Annotated in this window: 28 protein-coding genes and 1 pseudogene; 22 read left to right on the top strand and 7 right to left on the bottom strand. The window is 68.8% G+C overall.

What is annotated here, in order from left to right:
* Nucleotides 1-96 precede the first annotated feature (96 nt).
* Entirely contained in the window at nucleotides 97-678 is a 582-nt protein-coding gene (locus tag AB0M82_RS37160) for a TetR/AcrR family transcriptional regulator (RefSeq protein WP_364732423.1), read from the bottom strand.
* Between the two features lie 163 nt (nucleotides 679-841).
* Between AB0M82_RS37160 and AB0M82_RS37155 the strand changes: the two genes are divergently transcribed.
* On the top strand, nucleotides 842-2,086 hold the full coding sequence (locus tag AB0M82_RS37155) for an alpha/beta hydrolase (protein ID WP_364732420.1): 1,245 nt from the start codon (nucleotides 842-844) through the stop codon (nucleotides 2,084-2,086).
* 88 nt (nucleotides 2,087-2,174) lie between these two features.
* On the opposite strand, the gene AB0M82_RS37150 is transcribed toward AB0M82_RS37155, so the two are convergent.
* Nucleotides 2,175-2,393 carry a hypothetical protein gene (locus AB0M82_RS37150; RefSeq protein WP_364732417.1) on the bottom strand — a complete coding sequence of 73 codons (219 nt, stop codon included), beginning with the start codon at nucleotides 2,391-2,393 and terminating at the stop codon, nucleotides 2,175-2,177.
* Nucleotides 2,394-2,398: 5 nt separating this feature from the next.
* Here AB0M82_RS37150 and AB0M82_RS37145 point away from each other — a divergent pair, with 5 nt between their 5' ends.
* A complete protein-coding gene (locus AB0M82_RS37145) occupies nucleotides 2,399-3,142 on the top strand; it encodes a hypothetical protein (RefSeq protein WP_364732414.1) in 744 nt (247 codons plus the stop codon).
* A 367-nt stretch (nucleotides 3,143-3,509) separates the two neighbouring features.
* On the opposite strand, the gene AB0M82_RS37140 is transcribed toward AB0M82_RS37145, so the two are convergent.
* The gene (locus AB0M82_RS37140) at nucleotides 3,510-4,466 is read right to left on the bottom strand and encodes a sigma-70 family RNA polymerase sigma factor (protein ID WP_364732412.1); all 957 of its coding nucleotides are present in this window, start codon (nucleotides 4,464-4,466) and stop codon (nucleotides 3,510-3,512) included.
* An 82-nt stretch (nucleotides 4,467-4,548) separates the two neighbouring features.
* Here AB0M82_RS37140 and AB0M82_RS37135 point away from each other — a divergent pair, with 82 nt between their 5' ends.
* Nucleotides 4,549-4,968, top strand: coding sequence for a nuclear transport factor 2 family protein (locus AB0M82_RS37135; RefSeq protein WP_364732410.1), 420 nt, complete (start codon nucleotides 4,549-4,551; stop codon nucleotides 4,966-4,968).
* Between the two features lie 1,481 nt (nucleotides 4,969-6,449).
* Here the strand turns inward: AB0M82_RS37135 and AB0M82_RS37130 are convergent.
* The 4 genes from AB0M82_RS37130 to AB0M82_RS37115 all read right to left on the bottom strand — a co-directional run bounded on the left by AB0M82_RS37130 (nucleotide 6,450) and on the right by AB0M82_RS37115 (nucleotide 10,267).
* On the bottom strand, nucleotides 6,450-7,796 hold the full coding sequence (locus AB0M82_RS37130; RefSeq protein WP_364732407.1) for a hypothetical protein: 1,347 nt from the start codon (nucleotides 7,794-7,796) through the stop codon (nucleotides 6,450-6,452).
* A gap of 205 nt (nucleotides 7,797-8,001) precedes the next feature.
* Entirely contained in the window at nucleotides 8,002-8,475 is a 474-nt protein-coding gene (locus AB0M82_RS37125) for an NUDIX hydrolase (RefSeq protein ID WP_364732405.1), read from the bottom strand.
* A 5-nt stretch (nucleotides 8,476-8,480) separates the two neighbouring features.
* Nucleotides 8,481-9,710: a helix-turn-helix domain-containing protein gene (locus AB0M82_RS37120; protein ID WP_364732402.1), complete on the bottom strand. Its 1,230-nt coding sequence runs from the start codon at nucleotides 9,708-9,710 to the stop codon at nucleotides 8,481-8,483.
* 206 nt (nucleotides 9,711-9,916) lie between these two features.
* Complete coding sequence (locus AB0M82_RS37115; RefSeq protein ID WP_364732399.1) at nucleotides 9,917-10,267, bottom strand: winged helix-turn-helix domain-containing protein; 351 nt, start codon at nucleotides 10,265-10,267, stop codon at nucleotides 9,917-9,919.
* A gap of 180 nt (nucleotides 10,268-10,447) precedes the next feature.
* Between AB0M82_RS37115 and AB0M82_RS37110 the strand changes: the two genes are divergently transcribed.
* From AB0M82_RS37110 to AB0M82_RS37020, 19 genes and pseudogenes are all read left to right on the top strand, one after another.
* Nucleotides 10,448-10,708 (top strand): helix-turn-helix domain-containing protein, encoded by a 261-nt coding sequence (locus AB0M82_RS37110; RefSeq protein WP_364732396.1) that lies wholly within the window; start codon nucleotides 10,448-10,450, stop codon nucleotides 10,706-10,708.
* Nucleotides 10,709-10,710: 2 nt separating this feature from the next.
* Nucleotides 10,711-11,022 (top strand): hypothetical protein, encoded by a 312-nt coding sequence (locus AB0M82_RS37105; protein ID WP_364732394.1) that lies wholly within the window; start codon nucleotides 10,711-10,713, stop codon nucleotides 11,020-11,022.
* A complete protein-coding gene (locus tag AB0M82_RS37100; protein WP_364732391.1) occupies nucleotides 11,019-11,249 on the top strand; it encodes a hypothetical protein in 231 nt (76 codons plus the stop codon). Before AB0M82_RS37105 ends, AB0M82_RS37100 begins: the two co-directional genes overlap by 4 nt.
* A 108-nt stretch (nucleotides 11,250-11,357) precedes the next feature.
* The gene (locus tag AB0M82_RS37095; protein WP_364732389.1) at nucleotides 11,358-12,050 is read left to right on the top strand and encodes a hypothetical protein; all 693 of its coding nucleotides are present in this window, start codon (nucleotides 11,358-11,360) and stop codon (nucleotides 12,048-12,050) included.
* Nucleotides 12,051-12,099: 49 nt separating this feature from the next.
* On the top strand, nucleotides 12,100-12,318 hold the full coding sequence (locus AB0M82_RS37090; RefSeq protein ID WP_364732387.1) for a hypothetical protein: 219 nt from the start codon (nucleotides 12,100-12,102) through the stop codon (nucleotides 12,316-12,318).
* Nucleotides 12,318-12,836 carry an NUDIX domain-containing protein gene (locus AB0M82_RS37085; protein WP_364732384.1) on the top strand — a complete coding sequence of 173 codons (519 nt, stop codon included), beginning with the start codon at nucleotides 12,318-12,320 and terminating at the stop codon, nucleotides 12,834-12,836. The genes AB0M82_RS37090 and AB0M82_RS37085 overlap by 1 nt, the downstream gene beginning before the upstream one ends.
* Nucleotides 12,836-13,219, top strand: coding sequence for an SsgA family sporulation/cell division regulator (locus AB0M82_RS37080; RefSeq protein ID WP_364732381.1), 384 nt, complete (start codon nucleotides 12,836-12,838; stop codon nucleotides 13,217-13,219). The genes AB0M82_RS37085 and AB0M82_RS37080 overlap by 1 nt, the downstream gene beginning before the upstream one ends.
* A 98-nt stretch (nucleotides 13,220-13,317) precedes the next feature.
* Nucleotides 13,318-13,716, top strand: coding sequence for a hypothetical protein (locus tag AB0M82_RS37075; protein ID WP_364732378.1), 399 nt, complete (start codon nucleotides 13,318-13,320; stop codon nucleotides 13,714-13,716).
* A 90-nt stretch (nucleotides 13,717-13,806) separates the two neighbouring features.
* Nucleotides 13,807-14,202, top strand: coding sequence for a hypothetical protein (locus AB0M82_RS37070; protein WP_364732375.1), 396 nt, complete (start codon nucleotides 13,807-13,809; stop codon nucleotides 14,200-14,202).
* Between the two features lie 14 nt (nucleotides 14,203-14,216).
* Nucleotides 14,217-14,423, top strand: a complete 207-nt coding sequence (locus tag AB0M82_RS37065) for a hypothetical protein (RefSeq protein WP_364732372.1) — start codon at nucleotides 14,217-14,219, stop codon at nucleotides 14,421-14,423.
* A gap of 13 nt (nucleotides 14,424-14,436) precedes the next feature.
* Nucleotides 14,437-14,796 carry a hypothetical protein gene (locus tag AB0M82_RS37060; protein WP_364732369.1) on the top strand — a complete coding sequence of 120 codons (360 nt, stop codon included), beginning with the start codon at nucleotides 14,437-14,439 and terminating at the stop codon, nucleotides 14,794-14,796.
* A 58-nt stretch (nucleotides 14,797-14,854) separates the two neighbouring features.
* Nucleotides 14,855-15,379: a transglycosylase SLT domain-containing protein gene (locus AB0M82_RS37055; protein ID WP_364732366.1), complete on the top strand. Its 525-nt coding sequence runs from the start codon at nucleotides 14,855-14,857 to the stop codon at nucleotides 15,377-15,379.
* A gap of 164 nt (nucleotides 15,380-15,543) precedes the next feature.
* Nucleotides 15,544-15,735 (top strand): hypothetical protein, encoded by a 192-nt coding sequence (locus tag AB0M82_RS37050; RefSeq protein WP_364732363.1) that lies wholly within the window; start codon nucleotides 15,544-15,546, stop codon nucleotides 15,733-15,735.
* 70 nt (nucleotides 15,736-15,805) lie between these two features.
* Entirely contained in the window at nucleotides 15,806-15,991 is a 186-nt protein-coding gene (locus AB0M82_RS37045; protein ID WP_364732362.1) for a hypothetical protein, read from the top strand.
* Nucleotides 15,992-16,195: 204 nt separating this feature from the next.
* Nucleotides 16,196-16,444 (top strand): hypothetical protein, encoded by a 249-nt coding sequence (locus AB0M82_RS37040; protein ID WP_364732360.1) that lies wholly within the window; start codon nucleotides 16,196-16,198, stop codon nucleotides 16,442-16,444.
* Nucleotides 16,445-16,571: 127 nt separating this feature from the next.
* Nucleotides 16,572-17,258 (top strand): hypothetical protein, encoded by a 687-nt coding sequence (locus AB0M82_RS37035; RefSeq protein WP_364732357.1) that lies wholly within the window; start codon nucleotides 16,572-16,574, stop codon nucleotides 17,256-17,258.
* 150 nt (nucleotides 17,259-17,408) lie between these two features.
* Nucleotides 17,409-18,611 (top strand): hypothetical protein, encoded by a 1,203-nt coding sequence (locus AB0M82_RS37030; RefSeq protein WP_364732355.1) that lies wholly within the window; start codon nucleotides 17,409-17,411, stop codon nucleotides 18,609-18,611.
* A gap of 140 nt (nucleotides 18,612-18,751) precedes the next feature.
* A complete protein-coding gene (locus AB0M82_RS37025) occupies nucleotides 18,752-21,142 on the top strand; it encodes an FtsK/SpoIIIE domain-containing protein (RefSeq protein WP_364732352.1) in 2,391 nt (796 codons plus the stop codon).
* Nucleotides 21,143-21,636: 494 nt separating this feature from the next.
* A pseudogene (locus AB0M82_RS37020) lies at nucleotides 21,637-21,947 on the top strand (hypothetical protein); the annotation flags it as partial.

The raw sequence follows: 21,947 nt of genomic DNA, 5'->3' as shown, positions 1-21,947 counted from the left end.
AGGAGCGCAGGCCGGTCTCGGCGTCCTGACTGGACAACGCCTGCTCGAACCCGCCGGACCGAGTGGTCGAAGATCATGGAACTCGTTTCGCGGATGTTATGGAGCTGGTGCCCAGCCGCGAAGTGCCGCCGGGATCGCCGCGTGGAAGGCGACCTCGCCGACGGCGGTGTCGAGCGCTCCGGCCAGTTCGAGCGTCACGACTCCGTGCAGGGTCGCCCAGAACGAGAGCGCGATCGACTTCGTCTCACCGGTGAGGATGGAGGCCGCCACGGCGCGGTCGATCGCGTCGAGCAGTAGCCGGATCGGGTCGCGTGGTCCGGCCGTGCCCGACGGGTCGAAGGTTTTCACCCCGCCGAACAACACCGTGTACAGGTGCGGGTGCGCTCGCCCCCACTTCCGGTACGCGGCGGCGAGCGCGTTGAGGTCCGCGAGCGGATCGTCGGTGACCGGCGCCGCGGACAGGGCGTCGAACAGCCCCGCGACCGCCCTGGTGCGCACCTCCTCGATCAGCGCGTCCTTGCTGCCGAACAGCGTGTACACCGCCGCCGTCGCCGTTCCCGCCGCGCCGGCGAGCGCGCGGACGGTGATCGACTCGAGCGGGCGGGTCGCGAACAGTTCGGTGGCCGCCTCCACCAATCGCTCTTTCACGGTGTCGTCGTTGGTTCTGGGCCTCGCCACGGCAGCGAGTCTAGCCGATGTGCTAACTTAGTTTTGAAACTTAGTTTGGAAACTCGAACAAGGGACTTTCCGCATGTCACGACTCATTCGCCGACTGGCGCGCGCCGCCGGGCGCGCAGGACTCGCACTGGCCGCCGTCGCCGGGCTGGCCGTCCTGTTCCTGGTGCTGGTCGTCCTGACCGATGGCGCGGTCTCCGGCCTCGCGGCGTGGCTGGCGACGCTCGCCATCGGGGGTGCGGCCGCGACCTGGCGGGCCCGTCGCCGTTCGGGAAGACGTCGGCTTGTGCCGTACCTGCCGGTGCTTGTCGCCGTGGTTCTGACCGGGACGGTCTGCGTCCCGAGCGTGCCGACCGACCGGCAGTACCCTGCGGCATTGCCGTTCGTGGCAACGCAGCGCTGGGAGTTGTCGACGGGGAGCCAGGTCGCGGTGTACCACTACCCACCCGCCCCCGGCAGCCCTCGGCGCGACGTGCCGCTAGCGTACCTCCACGGCGGGCCGGTTCGCGGCATCGCCGTGCTCGACCACCGCTTCCTGCAACTCCTGGCGCGACATGGTTACGACGTCTACGCCTACGAGCACGCCGGCGGTGGCCGCAGCGGCCTGCTTCCCCTTGAGCAGTACAGCATCGACAGGTCCGTCCAGGACTTCACGGCGTTCGTCGACCACCTGGACAAGGGGCCGGTCGATGTCCTCGGCTTCTCCGCGGGCGGCGACGTCCTCGCCCGTGCCCTGGCTGATGCGCCTGTCGCGGCTCGGGTGCACAAGGCGATCATCGCCGAGCCTGGCCCGATGGACGGTCCCACCGCGCTGCTCGCCGGGCACAAAGGACAGCCGAGCGCACGGGATTTCGCCCCGGCCATGCGCGGGCCGCGGTCCACCCACGTCCCCAGGTACGCCGTCGCGTTCGGTCTCATGCGTCTCGGGCTCCTCAGCCCCGACTCCACGCTGGTGAGGCAAGCCGAAGGCGACAACGCGTTCACCGCCGCCGATCTCGGCAGCGACACCGCCTCGGCCTATTGCGCCCGCGACGCCCACCGCATCCCGGAGGAGGACACCGCGGAGAACTTCTCATTCAGTCCTGCCGCGAGCATGCAGATCCAGCAGACGATCAAAGACTCCCCGTCGATCGCCACGGGGCTACGGCGCTCCGGCACGCCCACGATGCTGATGGTCGCCCAGTGCTCCTCCCAGGTCCGGCAATGGGCCACCACCATTCTGGCCGAAGATCCCGCCATCGAACGGACCCAGTTCATGCCCGAAGTCGGACACCACATGTGGAACGGCCTCGATGACAACAACGACAAAGCCTTCGCTGTAATCGACACCTTTCTGCAAGGAAAACCCGCACCCCTGCCGAACTACCCGAAGCGCAGCGACATCGCCAACTTTCTCCAGGAAGGACTGTAAAGGGCCTGTCCCGGCAAAGGCCTCTCGCCCTTCCGCTAACCCCGCCGGACCCCGCGCGCTCCTCACGGACCGACTTCGCGCCCGTCGCTCACGGGCGTGGAGTCAGCCCGTGGAAGATCAGGTCGAGCAGGGCGGCCGCCTGCCCGGCCGCATCCGGCTCCGTCTCGGTGACCAGCGCGATGGCGTTCACCAGCTTGAACAACTGCTCAACCGGTACGCCCGCCCGGACGTCGCCCACCTCCTGTGCCCGCGCCAGCAGCCCCCGCGCCGCCTCGAACACCGCCGCGCGGCACGACGAGCTGCGCATCGGGTGTGGCCTGCAAGTACGGCTCACCGACGTTCTTCTCGCGCAAGCGGTACACCAAGATCCGGACCCAGATCAGCGACGGCAGCTCGGGCTGGAAGCCGGTCAACGACTGGGCCCTCAGTCAGTCGTTCCCGGCGAGCGGCGACGGCAGTCCGCCTGCGCTGTGGCTGGACTCGATCACCCAGACTGGTCGTGTCGCGAGTCCTGCCACGGTCGGCAACGCGATCACGCTGAATCCGACGACGTTCCACGGGGTTCTGAAGGCCAACTGCGTCAACGCCAACAGCCAGTACACGGCGATCACGCGGAACCGCATCGACGCGATCACCAATCCGCAGGGCGGGATCACCACGATCACGTACGCGGATCCGGAATGCGTGCCCGGGGTGAAGATGCCCGCCAACCCGGAGTCCAACACGCTGTCGTGCTACCCGGTCTACTGGACCCCCGGGCGGTGCCATGGCGCCGGTCCTGGACTCGTTCAACAAGTTCCGGGTCACCGACGTGCTCGAAGACGCACCCTGTCCGAAGCGGATGAGGTGGCCCTCCTGCTCCCGGCGTGCTGTACAGGTCCGATCCCGCCGCCGGACGAGAGGATCGGGCAGCTGCTCGCCTCGGCGCTGGTCGCCGCCGGCCTGGTCGGCTACCCGGCCCGCTGGTGGCATTGGTCGTACGGGGACCGCTTCTGGGCCTGGACGACCCAGGCGCCCCACGCCCGCTATGGCCCATTGCCGGGCCATCCCCGCTGACGGAGCCGGCTCCGAGGAGGTCCACGAACACCGTGGGCCCGCCTGACCTCCTCCCGCTGGGAGCGGGGCGAGGCGTATGCCGAGCGGGACGGCCCCGTCCGCCTGGACAAGCACTACGGTCTCGCCGGGAAGCGCGAGGACTGACCCGGCTGGCGCTGCACCTGCTTGAAATCGTCGACTCGCTGCGGGACTTCTTGACGCTCGCGGCCCGCGAGAACCCGGTCGCGATCGGCATCGACGAGCTGGATCCGACGAAGCCGGGATCGTGCCCCGGTAGAACGCCGGAGACCTCCCGGCGCGCGAGATCTCCGCGGATCGCCGACTTGGCGGGCGCTTCGCCCACATCCGCGTGCTGGAGCCGACAGAGTCAGGCGGGCAACTGGCTGGGCAGGCCGAAGTCGGTGAGGTCGGCGGTCAAGAACGACACGATCTCACTCACCTGTCCATTGTGGATGGTGAGCACGTCGAGGCCGCCCGGCAGGTACGCGCCGGCGGCGTCGGCCCACAGGTAGGTGCCGAAGGCGAGCTGGCCGTTGGCCGACGTCGGCAGGAATCGCCAGCGTGACCGCAGCGGGCCGGCGACCAGGAACGCCCGGATGGCGTCGGCGCCGCGGTACCACTCGGGCAGTGGCGGCATCGAGAAGCGGGCGTCGTCGGCTAGCATGCCGACGATCGCGTCGACGTCTCCGTTCTGCCAGGCGTCGATCCACCCGGCGGCGATTTCGTTCACCGCGTCGGACCCGAGTTCGCGCAGCACGCTCTGCCGGCTGACGCGGGTGGTGTCGATGGTCTTGCGGGCCCGCTGCAGCGCGCTGTTCACCGAGGCGGTGGAGGTGTCCAGCAGCCCGGCGACTTCGGCGGCGGAGAAGCCGAGCACTTCGCGGAGGATGAGCGCGGCCCGCTGCAAAGCGGACAGGTGCTGCAGGGCGGCGACGAATGCGAGTTCGACGGCCTCCCGGGCGAGATAGCTCGCCTCGGGTGACGGGCCGGGGCAGGGTTCGAGCCAGCTGACTTCGGTGCCGGGGGTTCCCGGGTGCACGTCGAAGGGCAGCTCGCGGCGGCCGGGCCGCTCCAGGGCGGTCAGGCAGCGGTTGGTCGCGATTTTGTAGAGCCAGGCCCGGACGAACCCGCGTTCGTCCAGCCCGCCGACGCCGCGCCAAGCCCGGACGAGGGCTTCCTGGAGCACGTCCTCGGCATCGTGCCACGAGCCCAGCATCCGGTAGCAGTGCGCGAGCAGCTCGTCACGGTACGGGCTGACCAGTCGCTCGAACGCGGCCGCGTCCCCCGACCTGGCGGCGTCGAGGACCTCGGCTGGTGCGTTCATACCGGCCATCCTGGCCCGCCGCGATGAGTTTGTCGCCCGGCCCGGGTTCTACTTGGTGAAATCATCCTTCGAGGAGAACCCCATGACCGACGAACAACAGATCCGGGCCCTGATCAAGGCCTGGGCGAGCGCCGCGCACGAGGGCGACCTGGACGGTGTGCTGGCGGATCACGCACCTGAGATCGTGATGTTCGATGTGCCGCCGCCCTACCAGGGACTGCGCGGACTCGAGGCCTACCGGGACAGCTGGCCGGGGTTCTTCGCCTGGCAGGCCGGCGGTGCGGTGTTCGACCTCGAGTCACTGGACGTCGTGGCCGGGACCGATGTTGCCCTGGCCTACGGCCTGCTGCGCTGCGGCACGCCGGCCGACTTCGCCCGGGATCCCGAGCAGCGGCTCCGGCTCACTGTCGGCCTGCGCAAGACCGAGGGCCGCTGGACCGTAGTGCACGAGCACCACTCCTTCACCGACACGACCCCGGCGCCCTCGCAGGAGCCGCGATGAAGAACCGGCCGAACCCCGAGACGGCCGGCCCCACCGATGAGCGCCTACGTCGTCGATGCCCACGGCCAGCGTGACGTCATGCACCACAGCGTCATCCAGCAGGCCTGCGACCCGCTGCCCGCCGATGGCGAGGCACCGTGAAGCGTGCCCCGGCCGAACTGGCCGTGCTGCCGCACCAGGAAGCCCCGCTCACCGGAGGCGGGTCCCGTATCCGGCCGCGGGGCGCTAGCTTGGTCGGCATGACATCCCCATTTTGGGGGATGTATCCCCGATTCGCCACAAAGCGCCCGCTTACAATTGTCCTTCGGCGCCGCCGCTCCTGCTGCCGGCAACAACGGCCGCGATGCGGTCGCCGGTCGCCGTCACGATCTCCAGGTTTGTTGTGAAAATCCCTGTTTGCACAGGAGTGCTCGTAGTACCCGGCGGTCAATCTCCAGGTGGACGCATGGCCTGCTCATCAGCTGTTCGCCAGGCCGAGGACGATCCCCTGGCGCTGCGTCTGCAGCGGTCAAGTGCGCTGAACACACTCAAACTCGACGGTGGTCCCCAAATGGTCCCCAACGAAGCCTGGCCATGATCAACTACAGGGTCAAGAGCAGAACGCGAAGAGGCCGCCTGACCAGGGCTTTCACCCGGCCAGGCGGCCTCGTAGTGTCCGTCGGGCTGACAGGATTTGAACCTGCGACCCCTTGACCCCCAGGCACCTTGCATCCATAAAAAGCCTGGTCAGGCGCTTGACCGAGTGACACGCGAATGTCCGGTGACGTCCGTGAACGTCCGTGCGTGTTCGGGGCGGTTGTCGCCCAGTTCGTCACTCAGCCGCCCGGCCGAAGCCCCGCGAAGTCGAACCGCAAGAAGGGGGCTCCAGTGCAAGTCGGGACGGGTTTTGAACGGATCTTGAAGTAGGCCTTTGACCTGCGTAACAGCCCCCGCTATGTCCCCGTATTGGGGATGACAGGTGGGCGGCCGAGCCGCAGGCGAGTCGGGCAAGATCGCCGTATGGATCGGAAGGGATCGGCCACGACGTTGCGCTTACGGTGGCTCGTCTCGTGACCAGCGCTGCCGAAGTGTGGCGAGAAGACGAGCGCCGGACATGGTGGTCGGAGCTTGCTGGCGCGTCCGCAGGCGGGGAGAACGTGGCGGACTCCGGTACCCCTCTTGGCGCGATGGCCTGCTTACCTGAACGATCCGGTTGGCGGGAGAGATCGACTATGGTGTGTGCGTGTGTCGACTGCGGTCTTGGCTGGATTGAGCAGCCCCTCTACATCGCCTCAGGGCCGGCGGCGAGGGCTAGCGCGTGCAGGACGTTGAGAGCTGCGCAGGGAGCACCCTGGGCTGGCCCGGTACACGCTGGGGGGCGCACTTGTCGAAATCGCGTGGCTACTGGCTTGCCGTTGCCGACGACGCGGCCGGCGGCGACCAGTGGAAGCCGGTGTGCAGACATCTCGGAAAGCTAACTGACCTAGCTCACGAGCTTGGAGTCATTGATCAAGAGCATCCCTTCTGTTGAGCTTTTGAAGCTTTATAACTACCGACATCGCCGACCGGCGTCGACTAACTATAGAGTTGATTGCGGCCTTAAGTATTGGAGCGGAAATCGAAGCGATGAGCTTTGCGATAGACGCTTGTGGCGGGGCGGTCCAGATCGCAGCCGCAATTCCGACTTCTAGTCCGCTGGGAATCGCAGACTCGACGAAACCTCGAAGCGTCTTCGATTTTTTGATGTCAGATTCGATTCTTTCAACGCGTAGTCGGATCCTGTCACTAACAATACCCTCGACATCTCTGATGTCGTCGAGGCTGATAGGGAAACTGCCATCCACGAACTCCCGGACTTGATTCCGCCAATCGTTGAATGCAGATTCAGAGTCGCGGATACTGCAGATCGTTTGAAACGATTCGTCATCAAAAGTTGGCACGGTCGCCCGCTGTAAGGCTCCGACGGCAATGGCGTCTCTTAATTGCCTGTTCAACTTTCCGGCATCTAAGATGTGCTGATGTAGCAGTGCGAAGTCGGAATCGGCAACTGGGAGGAACCGTGCATCTGTGGCCCCTGCCACGGCAAGGCAGCTGTTGAAGTAGATCATTGGCGACTCCGCAACGGACAGTGCGTGATCTTGCGGCAAGACGCCACGGGGATCGGTCACGCTCATTCCTCGGAACATATCGCTATGAGCCGGCGGGGTGTCGAATTCCGAAGACAGAACCTCCAGTAGTTCTGGATTCATTATGTCTCTGCGAACTTGCGCCTGAATCGACTCTCTCATCTTCTTCCAGATTCGAAGATGGGGAACGGTGAGGATCCATCCTCGTTGGATTGCAGGCGCAAGAATGGATAGCATTCGTAGTATGGAACGGATCTTCTCGCGGTTCGCTTCTTCGCTCGCCTCGCGAAATCCTACACCATAGGCATGCTCGGCCAGTGTGGGCGTAAGTATCAAACCTGACCTGGTTCTAAAAGGTCTGGGCAGAATAAAGTTCCTGTAGCTGAATATCCATGAGTCTAGCGGACAGTTTATGACAATCTGGTCGACATAAAGCGTCGCCGCATGAGCAAACGGCATAAGTTGACTATCTGACAGTTTTATTAGGTGGCCATCAGCTTCAGCTGGCATGGGTCCATTTAGGACAGATGAGGTCCCACCGCTGTAGGAGCGGATCAAATCCGGATTTAGCTCCGGCAGCGTGTAATCATGGTAGAAGTCCTCGACGGCTACCGCGAGCGCATCAAGGTCGTTACGCGTGAGACGATCAACACTGTCCGCTGTCCAAACGGAACCAAAAAACGCATCCAACACGTCAACGATTGACTTGAATTTTCCTGCCATCAACCGATGATACCCCACGGCAGTCTTGCCCCATCGCTACCCGCCGAGCCGCTTGGCAGCGTGGGTTGGTTGTTTGTCAACGAGAGCTCCGGTCATTCATCTTCTTCTGATTGTAATCCTGCCGCGCCCCCGTTCCATTTCCGGCTCTGCGGCTCGGTCTGACGGCTGCCCGAAGCGGTGTTCCCTCGCCGACCACCGAGCAGCTTCAACTCTCTCCTAGGACTGGCTCGCCGTGCTCAAGGTAGCGAGTCGTGCCCTTCACGTGGGCCTGGTACGCGTGGTTCAGCCGGCGGGCGAGACGTGGGATCAGGTACTCGTTCAGCTTGTCGACCGAGACCCACTCCCAGTGATCGAGTTCGACGCCGTCTAGGACGATGGCGTCCTCGTCAGTGCCGAGATCCCCACATCCGAAGACGTACAGGATCTTGTCGCCCTCCGAGTCGTTGGGCGCCCAGTCGTGCACCAGCAGCCGCTGGGCTGACCGAGCTAGTCCAATCTCCTCCCGCAGCTCCCGCGAGCAGGCCGCCGCTGGAGACTCGCCCTGGTCGACGTAGCCGCCGGGGATGTCCCAGCGGTTCCCGTACGTCTTCCTGACCAGCAGAACGCGGTTTCCGTCTACGAACAACGCCCCGGCAGCAATCCGGGGCGTTGCGAACTTGTCCGTTGAGTCGTCCGTCACGTGGGTCAGCTTACGACGTGCATCCGCTTGGCGAGCTGGTGCAGCTCGAAGCCCGGCTTCCCGTGGGTGTTGCGGACCCACGTGATGACCAGCTGCCTACTCAAGTAGTGGTGCCTGACCTGGCCGGGTGCCATCCGCTCAGCGTTCAGCACTGTAGCGACCGCGGCATCGTGGCGTCCGGAGACGTGGAACGCGCGGGCGACGTCCAGCATGTGCCGCACTCGCCGCTCGACTGGCAACGCCGCTGTGTCCAGCTCCGGGCCGATATCGAGCGCGACCTGTACGTCTCCCAGTTCCATTGCGGTGTTCACACGATGAATTGCCACGTTCGTCGGCCCAAATGCCGTCCAGAGGTGATTTCCGTCGACACCAAGGCGTTGAGCGGCCTCGTCAGCCTCAGTCAAGTAACCGCGTGTGGTCGCCCTGTCCTCAGCGCGTGCAGCCGCCATTGAGCCGGCCAGAAGCAGTGTCCCATACGACGAAATCACGTCGCCGTCTCCGTCGTTCAGGTGTGGCTGCAAATACGCGGCGGCCGCTTCCGTGAGTGACATTGCTGGTTCGTGGCGACCGGTCGACAAAAGTGCGAAAGCCACAGACCGGAATAGAGATCCGGTAATTGCATAGTTCTCCGACTGCTGTGCAGCCGCCAGGCCGCGCTCGGCCGCCATCCACGCAAGGTCAGCCTCGCCGATCTTCGTGAGCACTGACGCCGCAGCCTGGTAGCTCAAGGCCAGCAACTCGTGAGCACGCAGGCGGTCGTCCCCGTCGTACTGGCGCGCGGCGAGCAGTGCGTCGGCGAGCAGAAGCGGCGCCCGGCCAGCGGCGTACCCGAAGCGCGACCCCTGGTAGGCGTCGAACACCGAGCGCAGCTCGCGGGCGAGTTCGTCGAGTGCCGGCGGCTCCGCCTCCGATGTCGGGGCGCTCAGGATGGGCGTGAGCTGGCGGTAGTCCATGAGTGCAGCCCGGAGCGCTGGCACCGTCGCCGTGCCGCTGTCCGGGGTCCAGTCCAGCAAGGTTGGCTCACCGATGAGGTCGCCGAGCGCGACGTCCAGGGCGTCCGCGAGGCTGCGGATCACGGACAGACGGTCCAGTTCGATCCGGTTGTTCTCGGCTTTGCCCAGCCAGTCGCTCGTGCGGCCGACCAGGCCAGCAAGCGCCTCTTGTGACATGCCGCGACGGCGTCGGTACCACGCGACGCGCTCACCGATGGTCAGGTTTTCGCTGATTCCTCGCATGTCCCCACCCTCTCGCGCAGCTGCGCTAGCAACCCGGAAAGTTCTTCCGGGTTGGCCCCGGAAGGTTTTTCCGGGTTCGTGCACCCAACCGGGCCGAAGCTACTTCCATGAGACGCCAGCGACACCAGCACACCCGAACCGACCATGCGGCACCGTCACCAATTCTCGCCACCAGCCGCCCGTGCGACAACTCGCCCGAACGCCCGTCAGGGCGCAAGCCCCAGCTTGCGCTCCACAGCGAGGAGCCGCCTCTCAAGGTCCGCGAGATCCAAGCTGTTCGGCGCACTACCGGGGGAGGTCTCCGCCGCCGGAACCGCAGCGCCAGACGCACGCACGAAGGTGCCTTGTCCCTGGCGTGTGACGATCAGCTGTTCGTCCTGCAAGAGCGTGTAGGCGCGCTTCACCGTCCCCACCGACACGCCGAAATCCTCAGCGATCGCCTGGTGTGGCGGAAGCTTGTCGCCCTGCCGGTAGGTCTCCGCCCGGAGCGCCTCCCGAAGTCGGCTGGCCACTTGCAGATAAGGCGCTCGGGAGTCAGCCGGATCAAGTTTGTCCATGTCAGACAGGGTACGCGACTTAGTCAACTACTCCGTCTAGGTGATAACAGCCGAGAAGACTTGGCTATGTTGTCTATGTTGCCTAACGTCTCTGGTGTCGCACAGAGCGCGCACCACGCAAGTTGCCCCGGCAGTGCGGGAACACCGGCCGGGGCCTACATCGAAACCTTGGGAGCAACGATGCGGGTTGAGGATAACGCCGTCTTCCGTGTGAAGGCGGTGGCGGAGCTGCTGGACGTCTCGCGGTCGACGGTCTACCGGGCGATCGAGTCCGGTGAGCTGGACGTGCTGAAGATCGGCACCGGCAAGGGCGCGATCCGGATCCCGGGCTACTGCGTGAACACCTGGATCAGCACCTGCTCGGAACGCGGCTACACGGACTTCGTAGCGGGCGGCCAGTCGCCGGAAGCGGCTGACGACGAGCCGGCGGAGGTGGCCTGATCATGAAGCTGGACACCCCGATGGGCACGACCCGCCCGAAGAACCGCCGCTGGATCGAGGCGGCTGCCGATGGCCTGGACTTTGACGCGCTGGCGCCCGACCTGACCGAGCTGCTGGCTGGCTACCCAGGCGATCAGGAGTTCCCGATGGGGACCGGTCTGGTGCACGACGAGTTGGCGGACGTCGCCGATCTGTTGCCTGAGTTCGACGCTGTTTTTGAGGCCGTGATGGCCAACCAGGCCGCGCGTGCTGTGTTGCGGACTCTGCCGGGACGCCGTGCGATCGGGTTCGTGGTCGAGGGGGAGGCCGCGTGATGTCCGGGCTGAGTGAGTTGATCGAGTTGCAGTCGTTCCGCCCTGCGGTGGACGCACCGGTCGCGCTGGTCGCGGCGTGGCATGAGCGCCGTGCGGTGGTCTTGGAGCACTTGGCGGCTGAGTGCCGAGCGGTGGGCCACGAGAGCCCGGTGGCGGCGGGCGCGGCGGTGACCGCGCATCGCTACGCCGCCCAGTTGGCCGCGCGCGTGGTTCCTTCCGCCGCCTGACCCGGCATTTCTGAGCGCACCTTCGCGCCCTATTTCTCGAATTTCCACATTCATTCCCGGGGACTGCCATGCCTTCTCCCGGTCCGCTGGCGAACGGAAGGACTGACCATGACTCGCACGGTGAGCACCGAGATCGCGGGCCGGTTCCACGACCTGGCCGACATCCTGACCCGCAACGCCACGGTCCTGTCCACCGCCGGGCTGCCGGAGGTCGTGACCGCGGTTCGGGCGACGGTCTACGGCGACGTCGCGGAGCAGCTGCGACTGCTGGCCGACGTCGAGTTCGACCAGGCCGAAGGCAACCCACTGGTGGTCGTCGTGGCCGATGACGAGATCGCGGCAGCGGTGGCGCGCCGGTTCGGGCTGCTGGCCGGTCAGCTGGCCGCCAACGCCCGAATCCTGACCACTCGCACGGTCGACGCGGTGCTGCTGAGCCGGGCCGCGGTCTACCGCGACGTCGCCGCGCAGGTGCGGATGCTGGCAGACGAGGCGGCGAAGCAGGCCGCAGTGCGCCCGCGGCGCACGACCCGGCCGCCGCTGTCCAACACGTCGCCGGTGAGCCCGATTGCGGCGAAGGCCGCGACCCGCGCGACGCGGGTACGGGCGGCGTTCCTGGAGTCGTTGGTGGACGCCATCGCCACGCGTCGCCGTCAGGGCTGGTCGGTTGCGCGTTTGACGCGGTGGCTGGAGGGGAGCCTGCGGGACCCGCAGACCGGCGCGACGCATCCCTGTGCCGAGCGCGGATTCGTCTCCTACGTCACCGCCCTGCTCGGCTCCCCGCGAACCGCCGTCGCGGCCTGACCCAACCTGCTCGGTTCCTGCTCACCAACTCCCGAAGGGATCTTCGGACATGCGACTCAACGCCGAAGCGCGCGAGCAACTGCGCGAGGCCGGGATCAGCCAAGCCCAGTGGGCGCGGGAGAACTACTTCACCGACGGCCGGTGGGGCGGTGATGCGTGCGGCTGCCCCGATGACCGCTGCATCGGGTTCCACCACGACGAAGACGACGAATGCGGCTGCCTGCCCGCGCTGCTGTCCTCCCGCGCCACACTCCGAAAGGATCTCTGATGTCTCGGCTCGGATCGCTGGCGGCCAAGGTGGCGGCTCGCCTGGATGACCGCCACCCGGTGTTCTACGCCGCCGATGTGGTCCTGTTCGCCCCGGCCGACGGGGTGTGGCATGTGCTGCTGATCGAACGCGGCTGGCCCCCGCACCGCGGCCGGCTGGCCTTCCCCGGCGGGCACGTCGACCCGGACGAGACGTCGGCGGAGGCGGCGCGGCGGGAAGCGGCGGAGGAAATCGGCCTGGACCTGACCGACGTCGCGCTGGACCGGATCGGCATCTACGACGCTCCGGGCCGGGACGCCCGCGGCCGGTACGTGTCGGTGGCCTACGGCGCGGTGCTCGACGAGATGCCCGCCGTGGTGGCCGGGGATGACGCCCGGCTGGCCGCGTGGCTGCCGCTGCGGGTGGCGGCCCGGATCGCCGCCGGGGCCGGGCTCGCCTTCGACCACGCGGTGATGCTGCGCGACGCGATGGCCCGCTTCGGCTGGGACCTCGGGCCCGGTCTGGGCGGTGGGCGTTGATGTGGGTGTGCAACCAGGCGGACGGCGTCCTGCTCGGGGCCAGCCGGAAGGTTGCGGTGGAGCTGACCTACGACGACGCCGACCCGTGGGCGATCACCGCCTACGTCGCGGGGCAGCGGTGGATCTTCGCCCGCGACCTGCTGGCCACCGGCTGCAACGAGCCGGCCGGAGAAGGCGACGTGCAGATCCGCCCCGACACCGGCGGCATCCCCGACCACCTCGTGCTCGCCCTGTCCTCCCCGGACGGGGCGGCGGAGATCGCCATCCCGCGCGGCACGGTGGAGTCGCTGTTGGACACCGCCGAAGCGCTGGTGCCCACCGGTGACGAGCACATCGACTGGGCGGTCGAGTGGGGCCACCTCGCGGACGGTCCTGCCGCCTGACCGTGCCGGAAGCGCCGGGTGGAACGGCTAATCCGTTACCTGGCAGCGGCGACACCCACCCCGCGAGTTCGAGCCCCGAAAGGATTTGTGGTCCCCTCATGCCCGACAACGACCACGGTGGATCGAGCCTGTTCGGCCCGGTCACCGACGCTGACCGCCGACGTTGGCAGATCCAGTCCCACGCCGCGCTGGCCACCGTGCTGCACACGGCGAACAAGGCCGGGCTGGCGCCGCTGCACTGGAGCCTCAGCGCCATCGGCCAGTTGCACGCCACGGTGCCCACCCTTGACCTGGCGCAGGCCGAGGTCCGCGAGATCTACACCGCGTGGGCTGACTTCCTCGACCTGGCCACCCGGCACAGCTACCGCACCGGTCACGGCACCGTGCACCTGACCGCGGTCGGGGACATCCCCGGCCGCGACGGCCGCCGCCAGGTCGGCATCTCCGCCGACCTGTTTCCCGACGACGACACCAACCCGGCCACCGAGCAGCCGTGAGCGTGTTCGAGATCTCCAAGGAGCACGGAAGGCTGCTCTGTTCCTGTTCTCGCCCCCTGCTGTTTCCCCTGTCCTGAAAGGACTTTTGCCGTGACCTACATCAAGCTGGAATCCCACTACACCATCCACCACGCCCGTGGCGTACACGTCGGCGCGGTGAACCTGACCACCGTGCTGGCGGGCGACCTGACCGTGGACATGCCGATCCCGTTCCTGGCGCTGACCGACACCCTGGCGGTGTGCCCGTCCATCAAGCCCGACGGGGACACCGCGATGCGGATCGACTTCATCAACTGGTCCCCGCTGCGCTACGGCGCCGCCGGGGCTGCTCGGTTCCCGTTCTCGCTGAACTCGCAGGCCCTGGCGGCGCGGGTGGCCCGCGCGTTCGATGCCGACCCCGCCATCGACTGGAGCGACACGTCCGAGCGGATCGAGGCGTGGCTGACCGGGTGGCTGGCGGCCAACACCGCCCCCGTGAGCAGCTGAGCGGGGGCGAGGTCGTGAGCGTGTTCGAGATCGCGAAGGAGCACGGGTCGTGGCGGCTGGCCGGGTTCGCGCTGGCGGTGCTGCTGTTCTGCGCGCTGTCGCTGCTGCGGTGGCCGCTGCTGCTGGTCGCGCGGCTGCTGCTGGCTGTGCAGTCCGGGTTGGACGCCCGGATCACCGCAAGTTTTGCCGGATCGGTTCCGGCGTCTCCGGAGACCGGGTGAAGGGAGAAATACGATGGCAGGCAAGACGTTGCGTCGCCGCGAGCGCGGCGAGGTGACTGAGACCGGCGGCGGCCCGGTCGTCGACCGGGCGATCGCCCGGGTCGGGTGGTGGCTGCCGGAAACGGTGGTCGCCGCCGCGCTGGCCGGGCTGGTCTTGTGGGCCGGGATCGGCTGGCTGGTCTGGCCGATCGCCGCGGGGCTGCTGGTGCGGATCGGGTGGGAGTGGCCAGTCACCCGCCGGTCCGCCCGGCTCATCACCGTCTTGGCCACGGCGATCGCCAGCTGGCGCCGCCGCCAGCACCGGCACGAGCGCAAGGATTCGGCCGACGTGACGGCGCGGGCCGGGCGCGAGCGGGACGAGGTCGCCTCGTGACCGCCCACGCCCGCCGCATCACGGTCCACCCGAGACGCAGGAGAGGAGGTGAATACCCATGACGCTGTTGGGCAAGGTCGGTGGCGCGGCTGCTCTGTTCGTGGTGGCCGCGGTTGCCGTCGGCTACACCCGCGAGGGTGGTCTGGACTTGGGTGAGGGGGTCGGCCTGGCCGCCGACGCCGGGGCGGGCGTGGCCGACATTCCCGGCCCGTACCTGAGCCAGTACAAGGCGGCGGCCGGCACCTGCCCGGGGTTGGACTGGGCGCTGCTGGCCGGGATCGGGAAGGTCGAGACCGACCACGGCCGACTCAAGGCACCCGGGGTCCGCTCGGGGGCGAACTTCGCCGGCGCGGCGGGCCCGATGCAGTTCCTGCCCGCCACCTTCGCCGGGGTCCGCAACCGCCACCCCGGCATCGGGGGCGACATCTACGACCCGGCCGACGCGATTCCCGCGGCGGCGCACTACCTGTGCGACTCCGGCCTGTCGGCTGGGGACTCCCGGCGGGCGATCTTCGCCTACAACCACGCCGGCTGGTACGTCGACAAGGTCCAGGCCCAGGCCGCCGCCTACCGCCGCGCCTGAGTCGCACCATCACCTGTCGCGGCCGGGCTCTCTGGCCGCACTCCACCGCACCACCGCTTCACCCGCACCACCGTTCGACGGCCGCGGGTGGCCTTGTGCTGCCCGGCGCCCCAAGTACCACCGGCTCCACGTTCTGTTTCGCACCAACAACCCTGGAGAAAATCATGGCCAAGTTCATCGCGTTCGTGATCGCCGCCATCGCCGCCTGGCTCGCCTTCGGCGCGGCCAGCCTGCACGAGAAGAACCCCGCCCACTACGGCCTGACCCTGCCGCTCGCGCTCGGGGCGGTCGCGGTGCTCTCCCTGCTGTTCGTCTTCGCCGGCGGCAAGGCCAAGGCCAAGTCCAGCCGCCGCTGACCCGGCGCCCCCGGCCCGCTGCACCTCGTTCGCCGCAACCACGCTCGACAACCCCCTGGGAGAGAAGACCATGCGGATCACCGCGTACATCCTGTTCGCCGCCTCGGCCTGGCTGACCTACGGCGCCAACAGCCTGCACTACAAGGACCCGGCCCACTACGGCATGGGCCTGGTGTGGGTCCTGTTCACCATCGCCGCCGTGTCCGGCGTCTTCGCCGTGCTCGCCACGGGCAAGGACAAGGCCACCACCCGCTGACCCCGCACCACCACACCCCAGTCCCCGGGTTCCGGGCGGCGCCCACCGACGGCCCGCCCGGAACCCGGCACCACCGCCCACTCGCGACCTCGGAGGACTCGTGGACCGCCTCCAGCTGCAGCAGGCCCTGTTCCGGTTCCTCTACGCCCCGCCCACCTGAACCATCCTGAAAGGACTGATGCCGCCTTGCGGATCATCATCGGTTTGATCGTGTTTGTCGCGTTGTGCGTGTTGTACCTGGTCGGCTACCGCGTCACCCCGCCGCCGACCCCGCCGGCCCCGGTGTCGAGCACCGATACCTGCCCGCGGCCGAACGTCGTCGGCCCGACTACGACCGTAGGCAGCCCGCCGGTCGGTGGCGGTGCCGGGCTGGTGGCCCGGCCGGCGCGGGGCGAGCCGTGCCCGGCGGTGACGGCGACCATGACCGTCACCGCGGTGCCCGCGGACCAGTGAAGGTCCGGCCCGGACCTGCTCGGTTCGCGGCATCCGCGTTGCGACTGACCACTGTGGACACCCCCGCGCCCCGCTTCGGGTTCGGGGGTGTCCCGTTCCTGACCCTCCGACTGGGAAGGCCACCACCATGTTCGGTTTCGGCAAGAAGAAGACCAAGCCCGCCAGGAACTCCACCTCGCGCAAGGCCACGCCCAAGTGCGCAACCAGCCGGAAGACCACGGGCGCGAAGAAACCCGCGGCGCCGCGGAAGACGCGGGCGCTGTGCGTGGTGTGCCGGGAGTGCACCCAGACCAACCCGACCCTGCGGATCTGCGGTCGTCGTCGGTGCGCCGCCGACCTGCGGGCCCGCTCCCAGGGCAAGCCGCCCGCCGCGAAGCCTGCCGCGCCGCGGCGGGCACCGGCGCCGCAACGCTCGGCAGCATCGCGCGCCCGGCCCGCACCCGCCACCACAACCACGACCGGCAGCAGCAACTCCGCCGGCTGGCTGCGGGGCGCCCTGGCCGACGCTGCGCGCTCCCAGATCGGGGACTGGAACCACCACCACCGCCAGTGGCGCGACGAGATCGCCCGCAACGCTGCCGCACTCAACCGGGCCGCCGCGCTGCTGTCCGGGCCCGACCGGGCGGCGCTGAACGACATCGCCGCCACCGCCGCGGCCATCACCAACGACCAGATCAGCCGCGTCGCCGAAGCAGACACGCGGGCCAAGCGGCCCAGTAGCACCGCCGCCCGTCTCTTGGCCCTCGGTGATCGCCTCACCGCGCTCACCGCGAAGTACGAGCGGGCCGGGGTCATCCGCGTGACCCGCTCCTAACTCACGGCCGCCTCAAACCTGCTCGGTTGGCGGCCCGCGCCGACGCCCTTGCGCGGCTTCGCTGCCGCGCCCCCGATGACTGACCACTGTGGACACCCCGCGCCCGCACGTCGGGACGCGGGGGTGTCTCTCGTACCGGAAGAGGTTGACATGAGCTGGCAGGAGGAACGCCGCGCGAACCTGGCGGCGAAGGCCGAACAGGCGCGGCTGGATCAGGCCGCGGCCACCGGCGACGAGATCGCGCGGATGAAGGCGGCGGGCGAGGTGGCCCGCGCCGACCGCGAGCTGGCCGCCGAACTCGCGCGCCAGGAGAAGGAGGCCGCCGCCGCCAAGCGTGAGCGGCGCCGCGAGGATCGCGCCCAGCGCTGGGCGACGATCGGCGCGTTCGTTCGGGGCCACGTGGCGCACGTGCTGATCTACAGCATCGCGGTGGTGTCGTTCGTGATGGCGGCCTCCGCGATGGCCGGCTACGGCGCCGACGTCTACGCCTCCGGCGTGGGCAGGCTGCTGCCGCTGATCACCGAACTGGGCATGTGGGCCTTCGCCGTCTCGGTCCAGATCGTCCGCCGCAAGGACCGGACGCGGTCGGTGTGGGGCCTCAAGGTCGGGGTGTGGGTGTTCGGGACGCTGGCGTTCGGCACCAACGCCGTGCACGGCCTGGCCCGCGGCTGGGACGCCATGGTGATCATGGGTGTGGTGTCGGTGGCCGGCGTCATCGCCCACCAGCTGGCGATCGCCGACCCGCCCCGCTCCCGCACCCAGCGGGCGGCCGACAAGCTCGCCGCCGCTCAGGTGGCCAAGACGAACGCGGCCGCGCGGGCGGCGCTGAAGATGGCCACCGCCCAGATCGACGCGGACGGCAACGCCCGCCTCACCTTCGCCCCCGGCACGTACCAGGTGAAGCGGCGCCGCCTGATCGCGGTGACGCCGGACCCGGACGTTCCCGGGCCCCCGGACGCCCTGGACGCGGCGATCGCGAACCTGCTCGATTCGAGCGGCCCGGCCACCGGTCCGGACCGTCACGGCGAGCCCGGCACCCGGCCCGGGGGTGGGGTCGCCACCGCCGACAAGCCCGCCGGCCCCGGCGACGACACCACCCCGGCGAGCCCGGACCGGTCCGCGCAGAGCCCGGCGCCGCGCACCAGCGGCCGGGCCGGTCGGTCCCGCCCGGCGGGGCGGGCGACCGGGGACGCGCACATGGCGATGCTGCGCAAGCGGCTGGCCGAAAAGGTCGCCGCGGGCGAGCTGGACCCGGCCACGGCCACCCCGTACCGGATCGCGAAGACGCTGCACTGCGGCAAGCCCGCCGCCAAGCGGTTGCGCGCCGAACTCGACAACCCCGCCCAGCCCTGACCCGCCCGACCCGGCATCTCGCCGGTCTGGTCCGGCCCGGCCGCACACCCGCATCCGGGGTGTCCGGGCCGGGTCCGGTCCGCACCGGAACCGCCGCACGAACCCCGGCCGCGGAATCGAAGGAAAGGACCACCGCAACCATGACGCAGGACAACACGACACCCCCCGGGACCGGGGACAACACCACCAACCGACCGGAGGACACCGGCCCGGACCCCACCGCCGAAACCGGTCCTCGGACCGGTCCGGAGACCGGTTCCGGCGGCGGTCCCGACGGGTCCGGCACGGTCGTCCCGTTCCGCCGACCCGAGCCCGGAACCGACCGGCAGACGATTGAGGGAGAGGTGATCGAACCCGGCACCGACATGACCGTCGGAACGGTCCGTCAGACCTGGGGGACCCGGGTCGTGCGGAGCACGGGCCGGGTGCTGGCCGGGCCGTCGGATGAGACCCGGGCCTGGCTGGCGGAGGCCACCGTGGAGTTCTCGCACACCGCCGGGCACCGGATCGGGACCGGCACGCGGACCGGGCTGCAGACGGCCGGCCGCGGGTGGCGCTTCACCCGCCGGCACGCCTCAATCATCGGCAAGGGCATCGAGGCCGCCCGGCAGCGCAAGCGCGCGGACCGGGAGTACACCGACCTCAAGGCCGCCCGCGCGGAGGCCCGCGCGTCCGGTGACCACTCCGCGGTGGAAGCCCTGACCCGTCAGTACAACGAGGGCCGGCACGTCACCGTCGACACGATGCGCAAGTGGGCCGAACTGGTCTGGGGCATCGCCTGGCGCACCGCCGCCGCGCTCGGGGCGCTGTTCCTCGTCTCGGTGGTGGTCGGCCTGGTCAACGGGCTGGGCCGCTGGCTGGGCGAGTTCAACGCCACCGACGTCCTCGCCGTGTGGCGCGCGGTGCTGGCGTTCGTGTGGGCCGCCGGGGTGTTCGTGGTGACCTGGTGGTGGGCCATCCCCGCCGCCGCGGCGCTGGTGAAGCTGTCGCGCTGGTGGCGCGACGGCAACCGGCTCGGAGACCAGGTTCTGCCCGTTCACCTGCGGAAAGAGGCCACCCGCAACCTGCGCGTGGAGCTGTCGGAGTCCGCGGTGGTGGCAGCGCTGGCCAACATCAACAACGGCAAGCTGAATGCGTCCATTAAGGACGGGTGGCCCAACCGCGACACCGACAACGCGTGGGTGCAGCCGCCGATGATCGACGGAAAGGGCTGGTCAACGAAGATCCGGCTGCCCCAGGGCGCGCCGGTGAAGGCGATCGACAAGGCCAAGGAGATGCTGTCTCACAACCTCGGGTGCCGGCCGATGGAGCTGTTCATCCGCGCCGACGAAGACGACCCGACGGTGCTGGACCTGTTCCGGCTCAACCCCGGCGCTCTGCGGGACCCGGTTGACCCGTATCCGCTGCTCAGTGAGGGTGCCACCGACTACTGGAGTGGGTTCCCGGTCGGGGTGAACCTGCGCGGCGAACCGATCGTCGCGGACATGCCCGAACGCAACTTCGTGATGGCCGGCGCCCCGGGTTCGGGCAAGTCCACCCTGATGATCACCCTCGCGACCGGGGCGATCCTGGACCCGCTGGTGGACGTGGACGTGTTCGTCTTCGCCGAGAACAACGACTACGAGGCCCTGAAACCGTGCCTGAAGACCTACTCGCCGGGCGCGGGGGAGGACAACGTCGAAGCAGCGCTGGACCACCTGGAAGCCCTCTACGACGACCTCACCGAACGGGGCCGGTTGCTGCAAAAGCACAACGTGTCCAGCGTGTTGGAGGCCGGGCGGGAGATCGTGGCGAAGGAGCCGGGGTTGCGGCCGCGGATCGTGGTGCTGGAGGAGTGCCAGCGGCTGTTCCGCCAGGACAAGGCCGAAGAGCGCAAGCGGATCGTGAACCTGGTGATCAACCTGTTCATGGCGAGCCGCAAATACGCCGTCCACCTGGCGTTTCTCACCCCCAGCCCGTCGGACCAGAGCCTGCCGCGGGACCTGGTGGCGATGTCGACCAACCGCGCCTGCGGGGCGGTCAACGGCAACAAGGCCCGCAACAACGCCGTGCTGGGCGAGAAGGCGCACGAGGAAGGGATTTCGGCGCTCGACCTGCGACCCAAGACGAAATCCGCGCTGAACGACTGCGGGACGCTGATGACGGTCGGGTTCATGGACGAGCCCGGCGCGCTGCGCAGCTACTTCCTGACCGAGCCCCAGAAGGCCGCCATCGTCGCCCGCGCCCTGGAGGCCCGCGGCGGCGCTAGCGGGACGGCGGAGATCGTGGTGGCCCGCGACCCGCTGGCCGACGTGCTCGCCGTGCTCACCGAGATGACCCCGCGCGAAGGCGAGCAGCACCCCCGCGCGGCGGCCGTCGCCGCGGCGCTGGCGGCCCGCTGGAACCACTACAGCGGGTGGCAGATCAAGCAGGTCACCGACCTGCTCGCCACCTACGGCTACAAGGTCCCAACTACGGACCGTCAATACCCGGTCGACCCGTCGCGGGTGGCAGACGTGCTCTCCGCCCGGGACGCCGTCAGCGCGGAATGAGCCGCCCCGGGACCGCCCGCACCCACCGAAACCAGGGGTGCGGGCGGCCCCGGCGGGGCCGACTCATCCACCTCATTCCGCTCATTCCGACGCATTCACGCTGATCAAGCCGCCGACCAGGCAACTCATCCGCAAAATGAGCCAGCTCATTCGCTTTCGCAAAACTCATTCGCCGACTCATTGGCACCTCATCCACCGCCCGGCCGCCACCCCGACGGCGCGACCCCTCGCGCACCTCGCCGAAATACTACGGAGAGTAGCCGTCGAGTCGAGCGCGTGACGCCTTCGCCCGGCATGTCCGCCGGACCCTCACTGGTCACTGATTGTGAAAAGGATGGCCCCGATCATGACGACTTCGCACCCCTTGCGCCTGCCCGTGCCCGGCCACCACGCGCCGCTGTCGCCGCGGACGCGGTGGGGCTGCCGCTCCTGCGGGGCCCGCAACCGGATGCGCCAGCGGGTCTGCCACCGCTGCTGCCAGACCCGCCCCCGCCATGCCCGACGGCGCGTTACACCTGCACCCCGACGCGGAGATCTACCGCGAGCACCGCGGACCCGGCTGGGGACTGCGCTGCTGCTCGATCGACTGTGGCGACGCCTCCTGGCTCGTGGACTGGGCCGCCGACGAATGGCACGCCCTGGGCACCCGCACCGACGTCGCCGACCTGGCCGAGCGGGAGCGCTACGCCAACGACCCGGCCGTACTCGTGGCGGTCACGGCGACGTCCAACCGCGCCAAGGGCGACCAGGACCCCGCCCGCTGGCTGCCTGCGCTCGACCGGTGCGGCTACGTCGCCCGCTGGAC

The sequence above is a fragment of the Amycolatopsis sp. NPDC051128 genome (assembly GCF_040682715.1).
Taxonomy (GTDB): Bacteria; Actinomycetota; Actinomycetes; order Mycobacteriales; family Pseudonocardiaceae; genus Amycolatopsis.
Note: the sequence above shows the minus strand (reverse complement) of the source record. Positions and strands in the feature narration are given on the sequence as shown.